This is a genomic window from Mycobacterium mantenii (assembly GCF_010731775.1).
GTDB lineage: Bacteria > Actinomycetota > Actinomycetes > Mycobacteriales > Mycobacteriaceae > Mycobacterium > Mycobacterium mantenii.
In genome coordinates, this window is record NZ_AP022590.1 from 3,815,262 (window position 1) to 3,829,125 (window position 13,864).

At 68.5% G+C, this 13,864-nt stretch carries 15 protein-coding genes; 6 read left to right on the top strand and 9 right to left on the bottom strand.

Translation table 11 applies throughout. From position 1 onward, the window contains the following. Positions 1 to 167 precede the first annotated feature (167 nt). From G6N50_RS17260 to G6N50_RS17270, 3 genes are read left to right on the top strand one after another with little or no spacing between them, the layout of a single operon-like run. Complete coding sequence (locus G6N50_RS17260; RefSeq protein WP_232068768.1) at positions 168 to 758, top strand: peptidase M50; 591 nt, start codon at positions 168 to 170, stop codon at positions 756 to 758. 9 nt (positions 759 to 767) lie between these two features. Next, positions 768 to 1,550, top strand: a complete 783-nt coding sequence (locus G6N50_RS17265) for a site-2 protease family protein (protein ID WP_083098404.1) — start codon at positions 768 to 770, stop codon at positions 1,548 to 1,550. Between the two features lie 40 nt (positions 1,551 to 1,590). Beyond that, positions 1,591 to 2,487 (top strand): cation diffusion facilitator family transporter, encoded by an 897-nt coding sequence (locus G6N50_RS17270; RefSeq protein WP_083098405.1) that lies wholly within the window; start codon positions 1,591 to 1,593, stop codon positions 2,485 to 2,487. Position 2,488: 1 nt separating this feature from the next. On the opposite strand, the gene G6N50_RS17275 is transcribed toward G6N50_RS17270, so the two are convergent. Then, positions 2,489 to 2,902 carry a DUF3151 domain-containing protein gene (locus G6N50_RS17275; RefSeq protein ID WP_083098478.1) on the bottom strand — a complete coding sequence of 138 codons (414 nt, stop codon included), beginning with the start codon at positions 2,900 to 2,902 and terminating at the stop codon, positions 2,489 to 2,491. Between the two features lie 120 nt (positions 2,903 to 3,022). Between G6N50_RS17275 and G6N50_RS17280 the strand changes: the two genes are divergently transcribed. Together G6N50_RS17280 and G6N50_RS29735 are read left to right on the top strand one after the other, a co-directional pair. Then, on the top strand, positions 3,023 to 3,895 hold the full coding sequence (locus tag G6N50_RS17280; RefSeq protein WP_083098406.1) for an Rv0361 family membrane protein: 873 nt from the start codon (positions 3,023 to 3,025) through the stop codon (positions 3,893 to 3,895). Between the two features lie 97 nt (positions 3,896 to 3,992). Beyond that, positions 3,993 to 5,375 (top strand): serine/threonine-protein kinase, encoded by a 1,383-nt coding sequence (locus G6N50_RS29735; RefSeq protein ID WP_083098407.1) that lies wholly within the window; start codon positions 3,993 to 3,995, stop codon positions 5,373 to 5,375. Position 5,376: 1 nt separating this feature from the next. On the opposite strand, the gene fbaA is transcribed toward G6N50_RS29735, so the two are convergent. Beyond that, positions 5,377 to 6,411: a class II fructose-bisphosphate aldolase gene (gene fbaA / locus G6N50_RS17290; RefSeq protein ID WP_083098408.1), complete on the bottom strand. Its 1,035-nt coding sequence runs from the start codon at positions 6,409 to 6,411 to the stop codon at positions 5,377 to 5,379. 129 nt (positions 6,412 to 6,540) lie between these two features. Between fbaA and G6N50_RS17295 the strand changes: the two genes are divergently transcribed. Further along, entirely contained in the window at positions 6,541 to 7,233 is a 693-nt protein-coding gene (locus G6N50_RS17295; RefSeq protein WP_083098410.1) for a DedA family protein, read from the top strand. A 13-nt stretch (positions 7,234 to 7,246) separates the two neighbouring features. Here G6N50_RS17295 and G6N50_RS29740 read toward each other — a convergent pair whose 3' ends face one another. The 7 genes from G6N50_RS29740 to ttfA all read right to left on the bottom strand — a co-directional run bounded on the left by G6N50_RS29740 (position 7,247) and on the right by ttfA (position 13,826). Further along, entirely contained in the window at positions 7,247 to 8,599 is a 1,353-nt protein-coding gene (locus G6N50_RS29740; RefSeq protein WP_083098412.1) for a 3-oxoacid CoA-transferase, read from the bottom strand. Then, entirely contained in the window at positions 8,596 to 9,726 is a 1,131-nt protein-coding gene (locus G6N50_RS17305; protein ID WP_083098414.1) for a glycoside hydrolase family 76 protein, read from the bottom strand. Before G6N50_RS17305 ends, G6N50_RS29740 begins: the two co-directional genes overlap by 4 nt. 87 nt (positions 9,727 to 9,813) lie before the next feature. Further along, positions 9,814 to 10,461: a TrmH family RNA methyltransferase gene (locus tag G6N50_RS17310; RefSeq protein ID WP_083098416.1), complete on the bottom strand. Its 648-nt coding sequence runs from the start codon at positions 10,459 to 10,461 to the stop codon at positions 9,814 to 9,816. After that, the gene (locus G6N50_RS17315; RefSeq protein ID WP_083098418.1) at positions 10,458 to 11,360 is read right to left on the bottom strand and encodes a hypothetical protein; all 903 of its coding nucleotides are present in this window, start codon (positions 11,358 to 11,360) and stop codon (positions 10,458 to 10,460) included. Before G6N50_RS17315 ends, G6N50_RS17310 begins: the two co-directional genes overlap by 4 nt. 228 nt (positions 11,361 to 11,588) lie before the next feature. Then, the gene (gene pyrE, locus G6N50_RS17320; protein ID WP_083098420.1) at positions 11,589 to 12,128 is read right to left on the bottom strand and encodes an orotate phosphoribosyltransferase; all 540 of its coding nucleotides are present in this window, start codon (positions 12,126 to 12,128) and stop codon (positions 11,589 to 11,591) included. After that, positions 12,115 to 12,891 carry an SDR family NAD(P)-dependent oxidoreductase gene (locus G6N50_RS17325; protein ID WP_083098480.1) on the bottom strand — a complete coding sequence of 259 codons (777 nt, stop codon included), beginning with the start codon at positions 12,889 to 12,891 and terminating at the stop codon, positions 12,115 to 12,117. Before G6N50_RS17325 ends, pyrE begins: the two co-directional genes overlap by 14 nt. 56 nt (positions 12,892 to 12,947) lie before the next feature. Continuing rightward, complete coding sequence (gene ttfA, locus G6N50_RS17330; protein WP_083098422.1) at positions 12,948 to 13,826, bottom strand: trehalose monomycolate transport factor TtfA; 879 nt, start codon at positions 13,824 to 13,826, stop codon at positions 12,948 to 12,950. Positions 13,827 to 13,864 lie beyond the last annotated feature (38 nt).

Below are 13,864 nucleotides of genomic sequence, written 5' to 3' on the forward strand. Positions count from 1 at the left end.
CAAGGTCTTTCGATGTCGAAGTTCGTGTCTAACCATCGACCGGACCAGAGCTGCTGGAAGACAAGGGCTTTGGAGACTTCTTGATTGGATAGACTGTGACGCAGGAAGATCGAGCCGCCGCAATCCTTCTGTTCGGCAAACGGCCCGCCTATCGAACGTTGCGGGGCATGCCCGCCCACCGGGTCGTCAGCGAAACCGACATCGATGCTGCGATCGGCCCATACCGGCGGCTGGTCGTGCTGGGCGCCGACGCCGAGCTGGGCACGGTGCTGACCCGGCTGTTGCGCGCCGAGCGGCTCGACATCGAGGTGGCCTACGTGCCGCGCCGCCGCACCCGGGCCACCCGGATCTACCGCCTGCCGGCCGGAAGCCGGGCGGCACGGCGGGCCAGGCGGGGCTCGGCGCGGCGGGTGACGCTGATCCGCGACGAGACCGGGTCGGCGATCGTCGGGCGGGCCGGCTGGCTCCCGCCGGAGGACGCGCGGTTCATTCACGGTGAGGCGGTGGTCGACGACACGACGTTGTTCGACGGCGACGTCACCGGCGTGTGGATCGAGCCGACGCTAACCGCGCCGGGCCTGCGGGCGGCGGTCGACGGCCGTGGGCTGGGCCGCCTCTGGCCCCGGTGGGTCACCGGCCGCGCCGCCCAACTGGGCAGCACGGGTGCCACCGTGCTGCGTGACGGCGTTCCCGCCCCGCGCGCCGCCCGCCGCTCGGCGTTCTACCGCAACATCGAAGGCTGGCTGCTGGTCCGCTAGTTTCGACCGGTGAGCTTCCGCGCCTCCCAGCACGAATCGGTACGTCCCAGCCCGATCTTCCTGGGCCTGATCGGGTTGACGGGCGTCGGTGCCGCGCTGGCCTGGTCGGCCGGGATCAGCACGCGGCCGCTGGCCTACGCCGGGGTGTTCATCTTCGTGATCTCCGGCTGGCTGGTGTCGCTATGCCTACACGAATTCGGGCACGCGGTGACCGCCTGGCGGTTCGGCGACCACGACGCCGCCGTGCGCGGATACCTGACGCTGGATCCGCGCCGCTACAGCCATCCCGCGCTGTCGCTGCTGCTGCCGATGGTGATCATCCTGCTGGGCGGGATCGGCCTGCCCGGCGCGGCGGTCTACGTGCGCACCTGGTTCATGACACCCGCCCGGCGCACCATGGTCAGCCTGGCCGGCCCGACGGCCAACCTCGTGCTGGCGGTGCTGCTGCTGGCGGCGACGCGGTTGTTCTTCGACCCGGCGCACGCGGTGCTGTGGGCCGGGGTGGCGTTCCTGGCGTTCCTCCAGCTGACCGCCGTGTTGCTGAATCTGCTGCCCATCCCGGGCCTGGACGGATACGACGCCCTGGAACCGCATCTGAGTTCCGAGACTCAGCGCGCGCTGGCGCCGGCCAAGCAGTGGGGCTTCGTCATCCTGTTGTTCTTGCTCCTGGCACCGGTGCTCAACCAGTGGTTCTTCGGGGTCGTGTACTGGTTGGTCGACTTCTCCGGTGTGCCGCACTGGTTGGCCGGAGCGGGCAACGTGCTGACCCGCTTCTGGAGCCGCTGGTTCTGACCCTTGCCATATATGCGTCGATACGCATATATTTCCCGGCATGGGCGCAGGCCACAACCACACCCCCGCCGAGACGGACGCCGCCCGGCTGATCCCGCGCATGATCATGGCCGCGGCGATTCTCGCGGCGTTCTTCGCCGTGGAGCTGACCACGTCGTTGCTGATCAACTCGATGGCGTTGCTGGCCGACGCGGGGCACATGCTGACCGACGTCGTCGCGGTGTTCATGGGGCTGGGCGCCGTGACGCTGGCCCGGCGCGGCAGCTCATCGCCTGGTCGCACCTACGGCTGGCACCGCGCCGAGGTGTTCACCGCAGTCGCCAACGCCGCGCTGCTGATCGGGGTCGCGGTGTTCATCCTCTCCGAGGCGATCCGGCGGCTGCAGGAAGCCCCGTCGGTGCCTGGTGTGCCCATGATCGTCGTCGCGCTGGTCGGCCTGCTGACGAACGTCGCGGTCGCATTGCTGCTGCGCTCGCATTCGTCAGGGAGCCTGGCCGTCAAGGGCGCCTACATGGAGGTCGTGGCCGACAGCGTCAGCAGCCTGGGCGTCCTGATCGCCGGGGTGGTCACCGTGACGACGCACTGGCCCTACGCCGACGTGGTGGTGGCCGTGCTGGTCGCCTTCTGGGTGCTGCCGCGGGCCGTCTCGCTGGCCCGCGACGCGCTGCGCATCCTCGCCGAAGCGTCACCCACCCACATCGACGTGGCGGAACTGCGCTCCGCGCTGGGCGCCGTCGACGGGGTGACCGACGTGCACGACCTGCACGTGTGGACCCTGTCACCGGGCAAGGACATGTGCACCGCACACCTGATCAGCGCCGGCGACTCCGCCCGGGTGCTGCATGACGCGCGTGCGGTGTTGTCGGCTCGCGGGCTGGAGCACGCCACGATCCAGATCGACTGCCCCGACGACAGCGCTTGTTCGGACAGCTTCTAAGTCAAAGCCCGAGCTCGTTGCGCGCCGCGGGGTCGCAGTCGTCGAGCAGGTCCAGGCACCGCGCGTGCTCGTCGGTTTCGCCGATCGTGTCGGCGGCGCGCGCCAGCGCCGCCACACACCGCAGGAAGCCGCGGTTGGGTTCGTGCGCGTAGGGCACCGGGCCGAAGCCCTTCCAGCCGTTTCTGCGCAGCTGGTCCAGGCCGCGGTGGTAGCCGGTGCGGGCATAGGCGTAGGCGGTGATGGCCTGGTCGTCGGCCAGTGCCCGCTCGGCCAGCGCCGCCCAGGCCACCGACGCCGTCGGGTGCGCGGCGGCGACGATGCCGGGGTTCTCACCGGCGAGCAGTTCCGCCTCGGCATCGGTATCTCCGGGCAGCAGGATCGGGTCGGGCCCTAGAAGATCTCCCATCGGCGTCATGGCTCTATTCTGCAGCTCGCCCGTTTTGCCCGTGTGACGCACCTCGGCCATCGCCCCGAGTCGGGTACACGGTCGCTAAGCTCTGCAACTACCCCACGAAGCGGGAGGACAGTAGTACTCATGCCCAACCCATCCGAACCCGGACGCGGCGGCACGCCGCAACGGCCCGGGTTCGACCCACGCGAGTCTCGCACCGAACCGAGCGACGAGTGGGGTGCCGAGTCCGGCTTCCAAAGCGGCGACGACGCCACCGAGAGCGTCCCCCTGGTCCCCAGCGACTCCGAGACCGAGACCGTGGTGATCAACAGACCCGACCCGCGAAGCGGCCCGCAGGAGATACCGGACGAGCCGCAGCGCGAGCGTCGCTTCACCGCGCCGGGCTTCGACGCCAAAGAGACCGCAATCATCTCCACCACCCCGGAACCCGCCACCGAGGTCTTCGCGACACCGCCCGGGCCGGACGGCACCACACAGTTCGGGGTCTCACCCAAACCCGCTGTGCCACAATCGATCCCACCTCGACTCGGCGGGAAGCTGCGCACCTCCCGGCAATTCAACTGGGGCTGGATCTTGGCCGTGGTGGTGATCGTGCTGGCGCTGGCGGCGATCGCGATCCTGGGCACGGTGCTGCTCACCCGGGGCAAACACACGAATGTCTCGCAGGAAGACCAGGTTCGGCACACCATCGCGAACTTCGACGTCGCGATCCAGCGGGGTGACCTGACCACGCTGCGCACCATCACCTGCGGCACCACCCGCGACGGCTACGCCGACTACGACGAGCATGCGTGGGACGAGACCTATCGTCGGGTGTCGGCGGCCAAGCAGTATCCGGTGATCGCCAGCATCGATCAGGTGGCGGTCAACGGTCAGCACGCCGAGGCCAACGTCACCTCGTTCATGGCCTACGACCCGCAGCTGCGCTCCACCCGCAGCCTGGATCTGCAGTACCGCGACGAACAGTGGAAGGTCTGTCAGTCCCCGAGCGGCTAACCCGTTAACGAGCGCGTATTGATAGTGGGATTCACACGCGGCGACCGGGTTTCGGCGAAGCAATGCGGTCTGCAACGTTCCAACTAGGATGTGCGCTATGCCGTTGGGCACGGGGGAGATGTTTGCCGGTTTCACCGTGGTTCGGTTGTTGGGTTCGGGGGGTATGGGCGAGGTATACCTGGTGAACCATCCCCGGCTGCCACGGCTGGAGGCTCTGAAGATCCTTCCCGGGGAAATATCCGCCGACCCTGAGTTTCGAGAGAGATTCAACCGGGAGGCCGATCTCGCCGCCTCACTGTCGCATCCGCACGTCGTCGCGATCCACGACCAAGGCGAGCACGACGGGCAGCTGTGGATCTCGATGGATTACGTGGACGGGGCAGATGCCGCGCAACTGATCAGACAGCATTATCGGACGGGATTTCCCCACGATCAGGCAATTGAGATCGTGGGGGCTGTCGCGGGCGCGTTGGATTACGCGCACGAACGCGGCCTCTTGCATCGCGACGTCAAACCGGCCAACATCCTCATCGGCAGCGGCGGGAGTGGTGATCGACGGATCACATTGGCGGATTTTGGCATCGCTCGAAGGATCAGCGACATTAGCGGGCTGACCGCGACCAACATGGTCGTTGGCACCGTCGCCTACGCCGCACCGGAACAGCTAACGGGTTCGGAAATCGATGGCCGCGCCGACCAATACGCGCTGGCGGCTACGGCTTATCAACTGCTGTGCGGTGAAACACTTTTCAATCATCCGAATCCGGCTGTCGTCATTGGGCGCCATCTCAGTGCGGCGCCGCCACAATTGGGTGCCGCACGTCCAGACCTTGCCCATCTGGATGTGGTCATGTCGCGGGCACTGGCCAAAGAACCGTCCGCTCGGTTCGCGAGCTGCCGGGACTTCGCCGCCGCCCTGCGCGGTGACACCCGGGCCGCCCGCCCGACATGCCCAACACCACGAGCCCAGTCGTTCACTCCCACCCGAAAAGAGTCCAGCCTCGGCCAAGTTCGAGAAAACTCTGCGCGCAGACGTAGGGTGCTCAGGCCCATCTCGATCGGGGCAGTGGTCTTGGCGGTGATTGCGCTGGTTTCCATCCTCTTGTTGACCCGCCGTGGGCCGGCGGACAGCCCCCGCGTGACGGCGCAAGACGACCGAGTCCGTGCAACCATTCAGTCCTACGATTCCGCCGTGAAGACGGGTGACCTGACAATCCTCCGGAACATCACGTGCGGCGCGACCCATGATGGCTACATGCAGTACGACGAGCACTCGTGGCAGGCGACCTACCAACGGGTGTTGGCGGCTAAGCAGTATCCGGTCATCGGCAGCATCGACCATATTGCCGTTGACGGACAGCATGCCAAGGCTGACGTAACCACCTTCATGGCCTACGACCCGCAGGTCCGCTCGACCCGAAGCCTCGACCTGCAATACCGCGACAAGCAGTGGAAGATCTGCCAGTCACCCAGCGGGTAGCTTAGGCGCTCAAGGACTTTCCGGCGCAGTGCAGGTCGGTGCAGGCCTGGACCACCCGCTCGGACATCGACGCCTCGGCCTTCTTGAGGTAGCTGCGCGGGTCGTAGACCTTCTTGACGCCGACCTCGCCGTCGACCTTGAGCACGCCGTCGTAGTTGCCGAACATGTGGCCGGCGATCGGGCGGGTGAACGCGTACTGGGTGTCGGTGTCGACGTTCATCTTCACCACGCCGTAGCGCAGCGCCTCCTCGATCTCCGACGTCGCCGATCCCGAGCCGCCGTGGAAGACGAAGTCGAACGGCTTGGCGTCATCGCCGAGGCCGAGTTTGGCCGCCGCCACCTTCTGGCCCTGGGCCAGGATGTCGGGGCGGAGCTTGACATTGCCGGGCTTGTAGACGCCGTGCACGTTGCCGAACGTCGCGGCCAGCAGATACTTGCCGTGCTCCCCGTGGCCCAGCGCGTCGACGGTCTTCTCGAAGTCCTCCGGCGTGGTGTACAGCTTGTCGTTGATCTCGTGGGCGACGCCGTCCTCCTCGCCGCCCACCACGCCGATCTCGATCTCGAGGACGATCTTGGCGGCCGCCGCCTCCTTGAGCAGCTCCCGCGCGATCACCAGGTTCTCGTCGATCGGCACGGCCGAACCGTCCCACATGTGCGACCCGAACAGCGGATCCTGACCCGCCGCCACGCGTTCGGCCGAGATCGCCAGCAGCGGGCGGACATAGGTGTCCAGCTTGTCCTTGGGGCAGTGGTCGGTGTGTAGCGCGACGTTGATCGGGTACCTGTCCGCAATGCAACGGGTGAACTCGGCCAGTGCCACCGCGCCGGCCACCATGTCCTTGACACCCAGCCCCGACGCGAATTCGGCGCCCCCGGTGGAGAACTGGATGATCCCGTCGCTGCCGGCATCGGCGAAGCCTTTGATGGCCGCGTTCACCGTCTCCGACGAGGTGCAGTTGATCGCCGGGAAGGCATACGTGCCTTCCTTGGCGCGCCGCAGCATTTCGGCGTAGACCTCGGGCGTGGCGATGGGCATCAGACACCTCCTGACGGCTGCTCCTACCCAACCACGGATGCGTGGTCGGCAGCTACCCGGCGGACCGGGGCGCGAGTTAGTCCGGGCTTTGTGCGGGCCAGCGTCGTTTCGCCGGTATGTTGAGCAATCATGAGCACCGCCGTGACGGCCCTGCCCCACATCTTCGACCCGATGTATTGGTTGGGCGCCGATGGCGTCTTCGGGTCCGCGGTGCTGCCCGGCATCCTGGTCATCGTCTTCATCGAGACCGGGCTGCTGTTTCCGTTGCTGCCCGGCGAATCGCTGCTGTTCACCGGCGGGCTGCTGGCCGCCCACCCGAACCCACCGGCCAGCATCTGGGTGCTGGCCCCCGCCGTCGCCACCGTGGCGATTCTGGGCGATCAGACCGGGTATTTCATCGGCCGGCGGATCGGCCCGGCGCTGTTCAAGAAGGAAGACTCCCGGTTCTTCAAGAAGCACTACGTGACCGAGTCGCACGCGTTCTTCGAGAAGTACGGGCCCTGGGCGATCATCCTGGCGCGGTTCGCGCCGTTCGTGCGGACGTTCGTCCCGCCGGTCGCCGGGGTGTCCTACATGCGCTACCCGGTGTTCTTGGGCTTCGACATCGTCGGCGGCATCCTCTGGGGCGGCGGCGTGACGCTGGCGGGCTACTTCCTGGGCAACGTGCCGTTCGTGCACCACAACCTGCAGAAGATCCTGCTGGTGATCCTGGTCGTCTCGCTGATGCCGGCGTTGATCGCGGCCTGGCGGAGCTCTCGGGGACGCCGGCACCAGGCGGCCGAGCCCGACAAGGAACCCGAGCGGCTGCCGGCCACCGAGTAGCCGAGTCGCCGGGTCAGACCGCGACGTTGAAGTCGCAGCCGGTCTTGGCGCGGACCTCCTCGACCGTCACCCCGGGCTGCAGCTCGGTGAGCGTCAGTCCCCGTCCCGGCTCGACGTCGAAGACGCACAGGTTGGTGATGATCATGTCGACGACGTTCTTGCCGGTCAGCGGCAGCGTGCACCGGCTGAGGATCTTCGGACTGCCGTCCTTGGCGGTGTGGTCCATCAGCACGATCACGCGCTTGACGCCCGACACGAGATCCATTGCGCCGCCCGGCCCCTTGACCATCTTGCCCGGCACCATCCAGTTGGCCAGGTCGCCGTTCTCGGCGACCTCCAGGGCGCCCAGGATGGACAGGTCGATGTGGCCGCCGCGGATCATCGCGAAGGAATCGGCGCTGCTGAAGAAGCTGGACCCGGGCAGGCTGGTGATGGTCTGCTTGCCCGCGTTGATCAGGTCGGGATCGACGGTGTCCTCGCTCGGGTAGGCCCCGATGCCGAGCAGGCCGTTCTCCGATTGCAGCGTGACCTTGATGCCGTCGGGAATGAAGTTGGCCACCAGCGTCGGGATGCCGATGCCCAGGTTCACGTAATAGCCGTCGCGCAACTCCTGGGCGGCGCGCTGGGCCATCCGCTCGCGGATGGGGCTGTCGTTCTTCAGCGCGGCACCGCCGCTGGTGGTGCGGAACTCGATGCGCTTCTCGTAGCCGGTGCCGGCGATGATGCGGTCCACGTAAATGCCAGGGGTGTGGATCAGGTCGGGGTCCAGCTCGCCGACCTCGACCAGCTCCTCCACCTCTGCCACGGTGATCGCGCCGCAGGTGGCGATCATGGGATTGAAGTTGCGCGCCGTCTTGCGGTAGACGAGGTTGCCGGCGGTGTCACCCTTCCACGCCTTGACGATCGCCACGTCGGCCCGAATGCCTTCTTCCAGAACGTATTCGGTGCCGTCGAAGACCCTGGTGTCCTTGCCCTCGGCGAGGTTGGTGCCGAAGGCCGTGCGGGTGTAGAAGCCGGGAATGCCCGCGCCGCCGGCGCGCAACTTCTCCGCGAGCGTGCCCTGCGGCGTCAGCACCAGGTCCAGCTCCCCGGCCAGCACCTGGCGCTCGAACTCCTTGTTCTCCCCGACGTAGGAGGCGACCACCTTCTTCACCTGCCGCCCCTTGAGCAGCAGTCCCATGCCGAAATCGTCTACGCCGGCGTTGTTTCCGACGATGGTGAGGTCCTTGACGCCGCTGTCGACCAGAGCCTGGATCAGCTTCTCCGGGATGCCGCACAGGCCGAAGCCGCCGGCGGCGATGGTGATGCCGTCCTTCAGCAGGCCGTGCAGAGCCGACTCTGCGTCGTGGTGGACCTTATTGCTCACAGGGCGCTCCTGTTCTCGTGCGGCGACTCGACGGAGACGTTACAGGCGGCCTCCATGAGCATCCACCCCGACAGCTGCACCGACAGGTCCCGTTCGGCCACCTCGGAAGCCATCACCGCGCCCTCGACGAACTCCGCCTCTTTGCCGCCCGCGGTGGGAAGCTGGGCGTCGCGGTCCCAGAACGGGCCGAACACCGGCAGCCCGTCCACCGTCTGCCTGTTGTCCCAGGCCGACTTCGCACTGGCCAGCACGATCTGCCGGGCGGTGTCGCGGGCCAGCACGTCGTCGGCCCCCTCCCCCGGCAGGGCGGTGGCCACCAGCGCCAGGTAGCGGGCGGTCACCCCGGCGAACAGGCCGCCGTCCCCGCCGCCGGCGCCGGCCAGCACGCCCGCCGGGGCCATGTGTTCGTGCACGGCCGCGACCAGCCGGTGCACCCGGGGAGCGTGCCGATCGTCATGGGTGCGTGCCGCAAGTTCCGTCTCCAGCCCGAGCACCACGCCCTGGCAGTAGGTGTACTGCGCGCGCACCAGCGAGCCGGCTTTGATGCCGTCGAACACCAGGTGCGTCTCCGGGTCGATCAGGGTCTCGTCGATCCAGTCGGCCATCTGCTGGGCGCGCCGCATATGGTCCCCGTAGCGCGCGAGGAAGATTCCCGCCGGCCCGTTGGCGGGGGCGTTGAAGAACTGGTCGGACTTGCGCCACGGGATGCCGCCGCCGTCCTCAGGCACCCATGCCCTGAGGAATTGGTTGGCGAGCTTGGGCAACGCGCGCCGGCGCTCGACGCCGGTGATCCGGGCGGCCCGTTCCAGCGCCAGCGCCAGCCAGGCCATGTCGTCGTAGTAGCTGTTGATCCACGAGAAGTTGTTGCGCAGCCGGTGCGAGCGGACCTGCCGGTTGATCTCGGCATGCCGGTGCGGCCGCGGGTCGCGCGCCTGGGCGTCGACCAGGCAGTCCAGCAGATGCGCCTGCCACCAGTAGTGCCAGGTGCCGAACCAGCGGTCGCGCCGCGTGGGCGGCCAGGCCACCACGCCCAGCTGGGTCGCGGGCAGCCCCCACAGCCGCTTCAGGTGTCGTTGCGTGACGGCGGCTTCGCTGCTGGCCGCGCGGTTGGCCCAGAGCTGATCCATACCTGTCGATCCTGCCCCACGCCGGTGGCCTCGACGCCTCCGAGTGTGCACTCGGGGCGGCGACACGCAGTGCGAGACGGCCGCTGGCTACCAAGCGCGGGACAGATCGGCGTGCTGCTGGACCCAGGCGTGCATGGCGATCCCGGCGGCGACGCCGGCGTTGATGCTGCGCGTCGAGCCGAACTGCGCGATCGACACCGTCAGCCGCGCGCCGGCGCGGGTGTCGTCGGTGATGCCGGGGCCCTCCTGACCGAACACCAGCAGGCACTCGCGAGGCAGCGCGGCCCGTTCCAGGCGCGCCGCGCCCGGGACGTTGTCCACGGCGACCACGGTCAGCCCGGCATCCGCCGCGAAGTCCAGCAGTTCGGCGGTGCTGTCGTGGTGGCACAGCCGCTGATAGCGGTCGGTCACCATGGCGCCGCGGCGATTCCACCGCCGCCGCCCCACGATGTGCACGGTATGCACCGCGAAGGCGTTGGCGGTGCGCACCACCGAACCGATGTTGGCGTCGTGCCCGAAGTTTTCGATCGCCACGTGCAGGGGGTGCCGACGCCGGTCGATGTCGGCGATGATCGCCTCCCGCGTCCAGTACCGGTAGGCGTCGACGACATTGCGAGTGTCGCCCTCGCGCAACAGGACTGGGTCATACCGCGGATCGTCGGGCAACTCGCCCGGCCACGGCCCGACGCCGGCCGGCGGCGTCACCGCCCATTCGGTGGGCCCGGGCCCGCTCATCGCTGCGTCCACACCCCGGCGTGCGTACCGTCGATCGCCAGCGTGGCGTAGAGCAACGCGTCGTTGATCTCGCCCTGGGTGCACAGCGACGCGTTGACGTGCACTGCGTCCAGTGAGGCGTCGGGCAGGATCAGCACCGACGACCCGTACGCCGCGCAGGCCGGGTTCAATCCCGGGGCGGGCAGGGTCGGCGACGCCAGCAGCATCATCGGGCCGCCGCGCTTGGCGGACTCGTCGCGATAGCGGGCCGCGATGGCGGTGGCTTCCAGCCCCAGCAGCATGTAGCCGTTGCCGGTGAACGCTCCCGGATCCCCCAGCTGCATCTTGGTCACCGGGATGCCGTCGGCCCGCCATGCCGACAGGCTGGCGGTCTTGACCGCCAGGCCGCCGCTGTCGTTGGCGTTGGTCGGCAGCAGACCCACCGGGAAGGCGACCGGGTAGGCCGACGAGCTGTCCGGGATCCGGTCGCGCGGCGAGTAGACGTAGACACCGCGCGCCTGACTTCGATCGTTCAGCGGCCCAAGGCAAACCGTGCCGGTGAGCCGGTCGCGCGGCGCCGAGAGCGGCGCGGGGATGTCCCGGACGCTGGCCTTCGCGCTGTCGCAGCTGCCCAGGCCCGCGGTCTCCATCGGATGGGCCAGCGCGCCGTAGAGCCCGAAGCGGATGTCCTCGGGTTTGGCGTGCGGATCCTTGGCCGAGGTTGGGCTCGCATCGACGTCGACCAGCACAAAGTCGCCGTCCCAGCGCAGATTCGACACCGACATGTTCCAGCCAAGCAAGGCCAGCGACTCGCCGAGCCGCGCGCCCTGGGCGCCGTAGGGACGCACGGGTTGGTTCGGGGACGAGCAGCCGGCCAGGCACAGCGCCACACAGGCTGCTATCGCAAGGAATGTGCGCATAGTTCAGCGGCTCGCGGCCGGGCCGGGACTCCCCTGCCACACCGACCACATCCGGCACGGCAGCCCCTGGCCGAAGGGAGGGACGAATTGCCCGCCTTTCAGCGACAACTCGGGCGCCCCCGCGCTGCGACGTTCTTGTCGCTGAGAGGCGGGCACGACGAACATCGCCCGCACCAGGGATTCCTGCGGCCGATGTGACAACGGGTGCATACGAGGACTCGCCGGCAACTAGCTCAGCCCCAGATCGGCGAGACCGAGCACACTCCGGTACGGCAGCCCCTCGGCCTCGATGGCCTCGGCGGCGCCGGTGGCGCGGTCCACCACGGTGGCCACCCCCACCACTTCGCCGCCGGCCCCCTGGACGGCGCGCACCGCGGTCAGCGCCGAATTGCCGGTGGTACTGGTGTCCTCGACGACCAGCACCCGCTTGCCGGAGACCTCTGATCCTTCGATAAGACGTTGCAGCCCATGGGTTTTCGCCGACTTACGCACGACGAAGGCGTCGATGGGGCGGCCCGGCGCGTGCATGACGGCGGTGGCCACCGGGTCAGCGCCCAGCGTCAGGCCGCCGACCACGTCGTAGTCCCAGTCGCTGGTCAGTTCCCGCATCAGCGTGCCGATCAGCGCCGAGGCGCGGTGGTGCAGGGTGGCCCGGCGCAGGTCGACGTAGTAGTCGGCCTCCTTGCCCGAGGACAGCGTGACCCGCCCGTGCACCACCGACAGCCGCCGCACCAGCTCCGCCAGCTCTTCGAGGTCAGGTCCGGCCACGGCCGCTCCCGATTCGTTTGGTGACCGCTCGCATCAGGGTCCGCGGCATCAGGCGCTCGGCGGCGATGATCGCCTTGTACTGCAGGCCCGGAATGCTGATCACCTTGCCGCGGGCGACATCGGCCAGGCTCTGGTTGACGACGTCGTCGACCTCGAGCCACATGAACGACGGCGACTTGGCCATGTCGATCCCGGCGCGGTCGTGAAATTCGGTGTGCACGTAGCCCGGGCACACCGCGTGCACGGAAACCCCGGTGCCCTGCAGGCCGACGGCCAGGCCCTCGCTGAACGAGATCACCCAGGCCTTGGACGCCGAATAGGTCGACCCGCGCCCGGGCACCAGCCCTGCGACGCTGGCGATGTTGATGACGGTGCCCCTGCCGGCCTCGAGCATGGCCGGCAGGGCCGCCCGGGTCAGGTGCATGACCGCGGTGACGTTGACGTCGAGCTGGGACTGCAGCAGCGCGGGGTCGGCGGACCAGAAGTCGCCGGAGGTGCCGAAGCCGGCGTTGTTCACCAGGACGCGCACACCCCCGGCGGCGAGCCGGTTGCAGACCCGCTGGCGGCCGGCGGGATCGGCCAGGTCGGCGGGCAGGATCTCGACGGCACCGGCGTGTTCCTGCAACTCGGCCGACAGCCGGGTCAGGCGGTCGACGTCGCGGGCGACCAGTACCAGGTCGTAGCCGTCGCTGGCATAGCGTCGCGCGAATCCGGCGCCGATTCCCGACGTGGGCCCGGTGATCAGGGCGACGGGGCGAGGCATGAGCGACATCTTAATGACGGCGGCTGCACCGGGTCCTGCGCTACCCGGCGCCGCCGTCAGAGCTGATAGTTGCTGGCCTGGTGGCCGTTGCGCCCCGAGGGCGGTGGACGACGGATGGTCTCCGGGCGCCCTTCGGGTGGCGGCTGCTCCCGGCGCAGCGGCTCGGCGGCGCGGCGACCCGGCTGAAGATCGGGGCCCATCAGCCCCGCCACATCCTGCTGCGGGCGTCGAGGCGGCAGCTCGGCTCGGCCCGCGGGCGCCAAGGGCCGGCTGGGCGAGGCGTTGCGCGGTCCCGACGGCGCCCCGGTTTCCTGCGGGGCCTCGTCGGGCAGCGGCGGCAGCACCCGCAACAGGTCGTTGAACTGACGTACGGTGCGCAGACCCTCGTCCCACTGGGTGCGGGTGCTGGTAATCGGCATGGCGACCAGCGTCCAGTTCTGCTCGTTCCACATGATCTCGGCGCTGTCCGGTGCGGTGTGCGCGAAGGTGACCATGCGGCGGTCGCAGGCCCGGCGGGCGGCGTCCAGATTGGTGGAGTAGACCATCCGCGGCCCGATCGCGCCCAACAGCCAAATGTCGCTCTCCCGTGGCTCTTTGAGTCCCTTGAGTCGCAGGTCCACCACGACGTTGGTGCCCACCTTGCGGTGCAGTGCGATAACCGTCGCGACCTCTTCGAGGTCGAAGATGTAGACGGCCTCGCCACGGATCTGACCCAGCACCACGTTCTGGGCGGTGACATCGCCCACCGTCGACATCACACCGCGCTTCCAGCGCTTGAGGATGTCGGTCGATTCACGCTCGTAGTCGAAGCCGTGCGATCGCGCCCACGACTTGCGGCGCCTGCTGCGCCCGCGCCGCCGATCGATGTCGACGTACAGCAACACCCCCGCGCCGACAAAGCACAGCGCGGAGAGCGTGAACCAGAGGGGGACCATCCAAAACAGGGTATCTGCTATTGGCCCGGAACACAGAA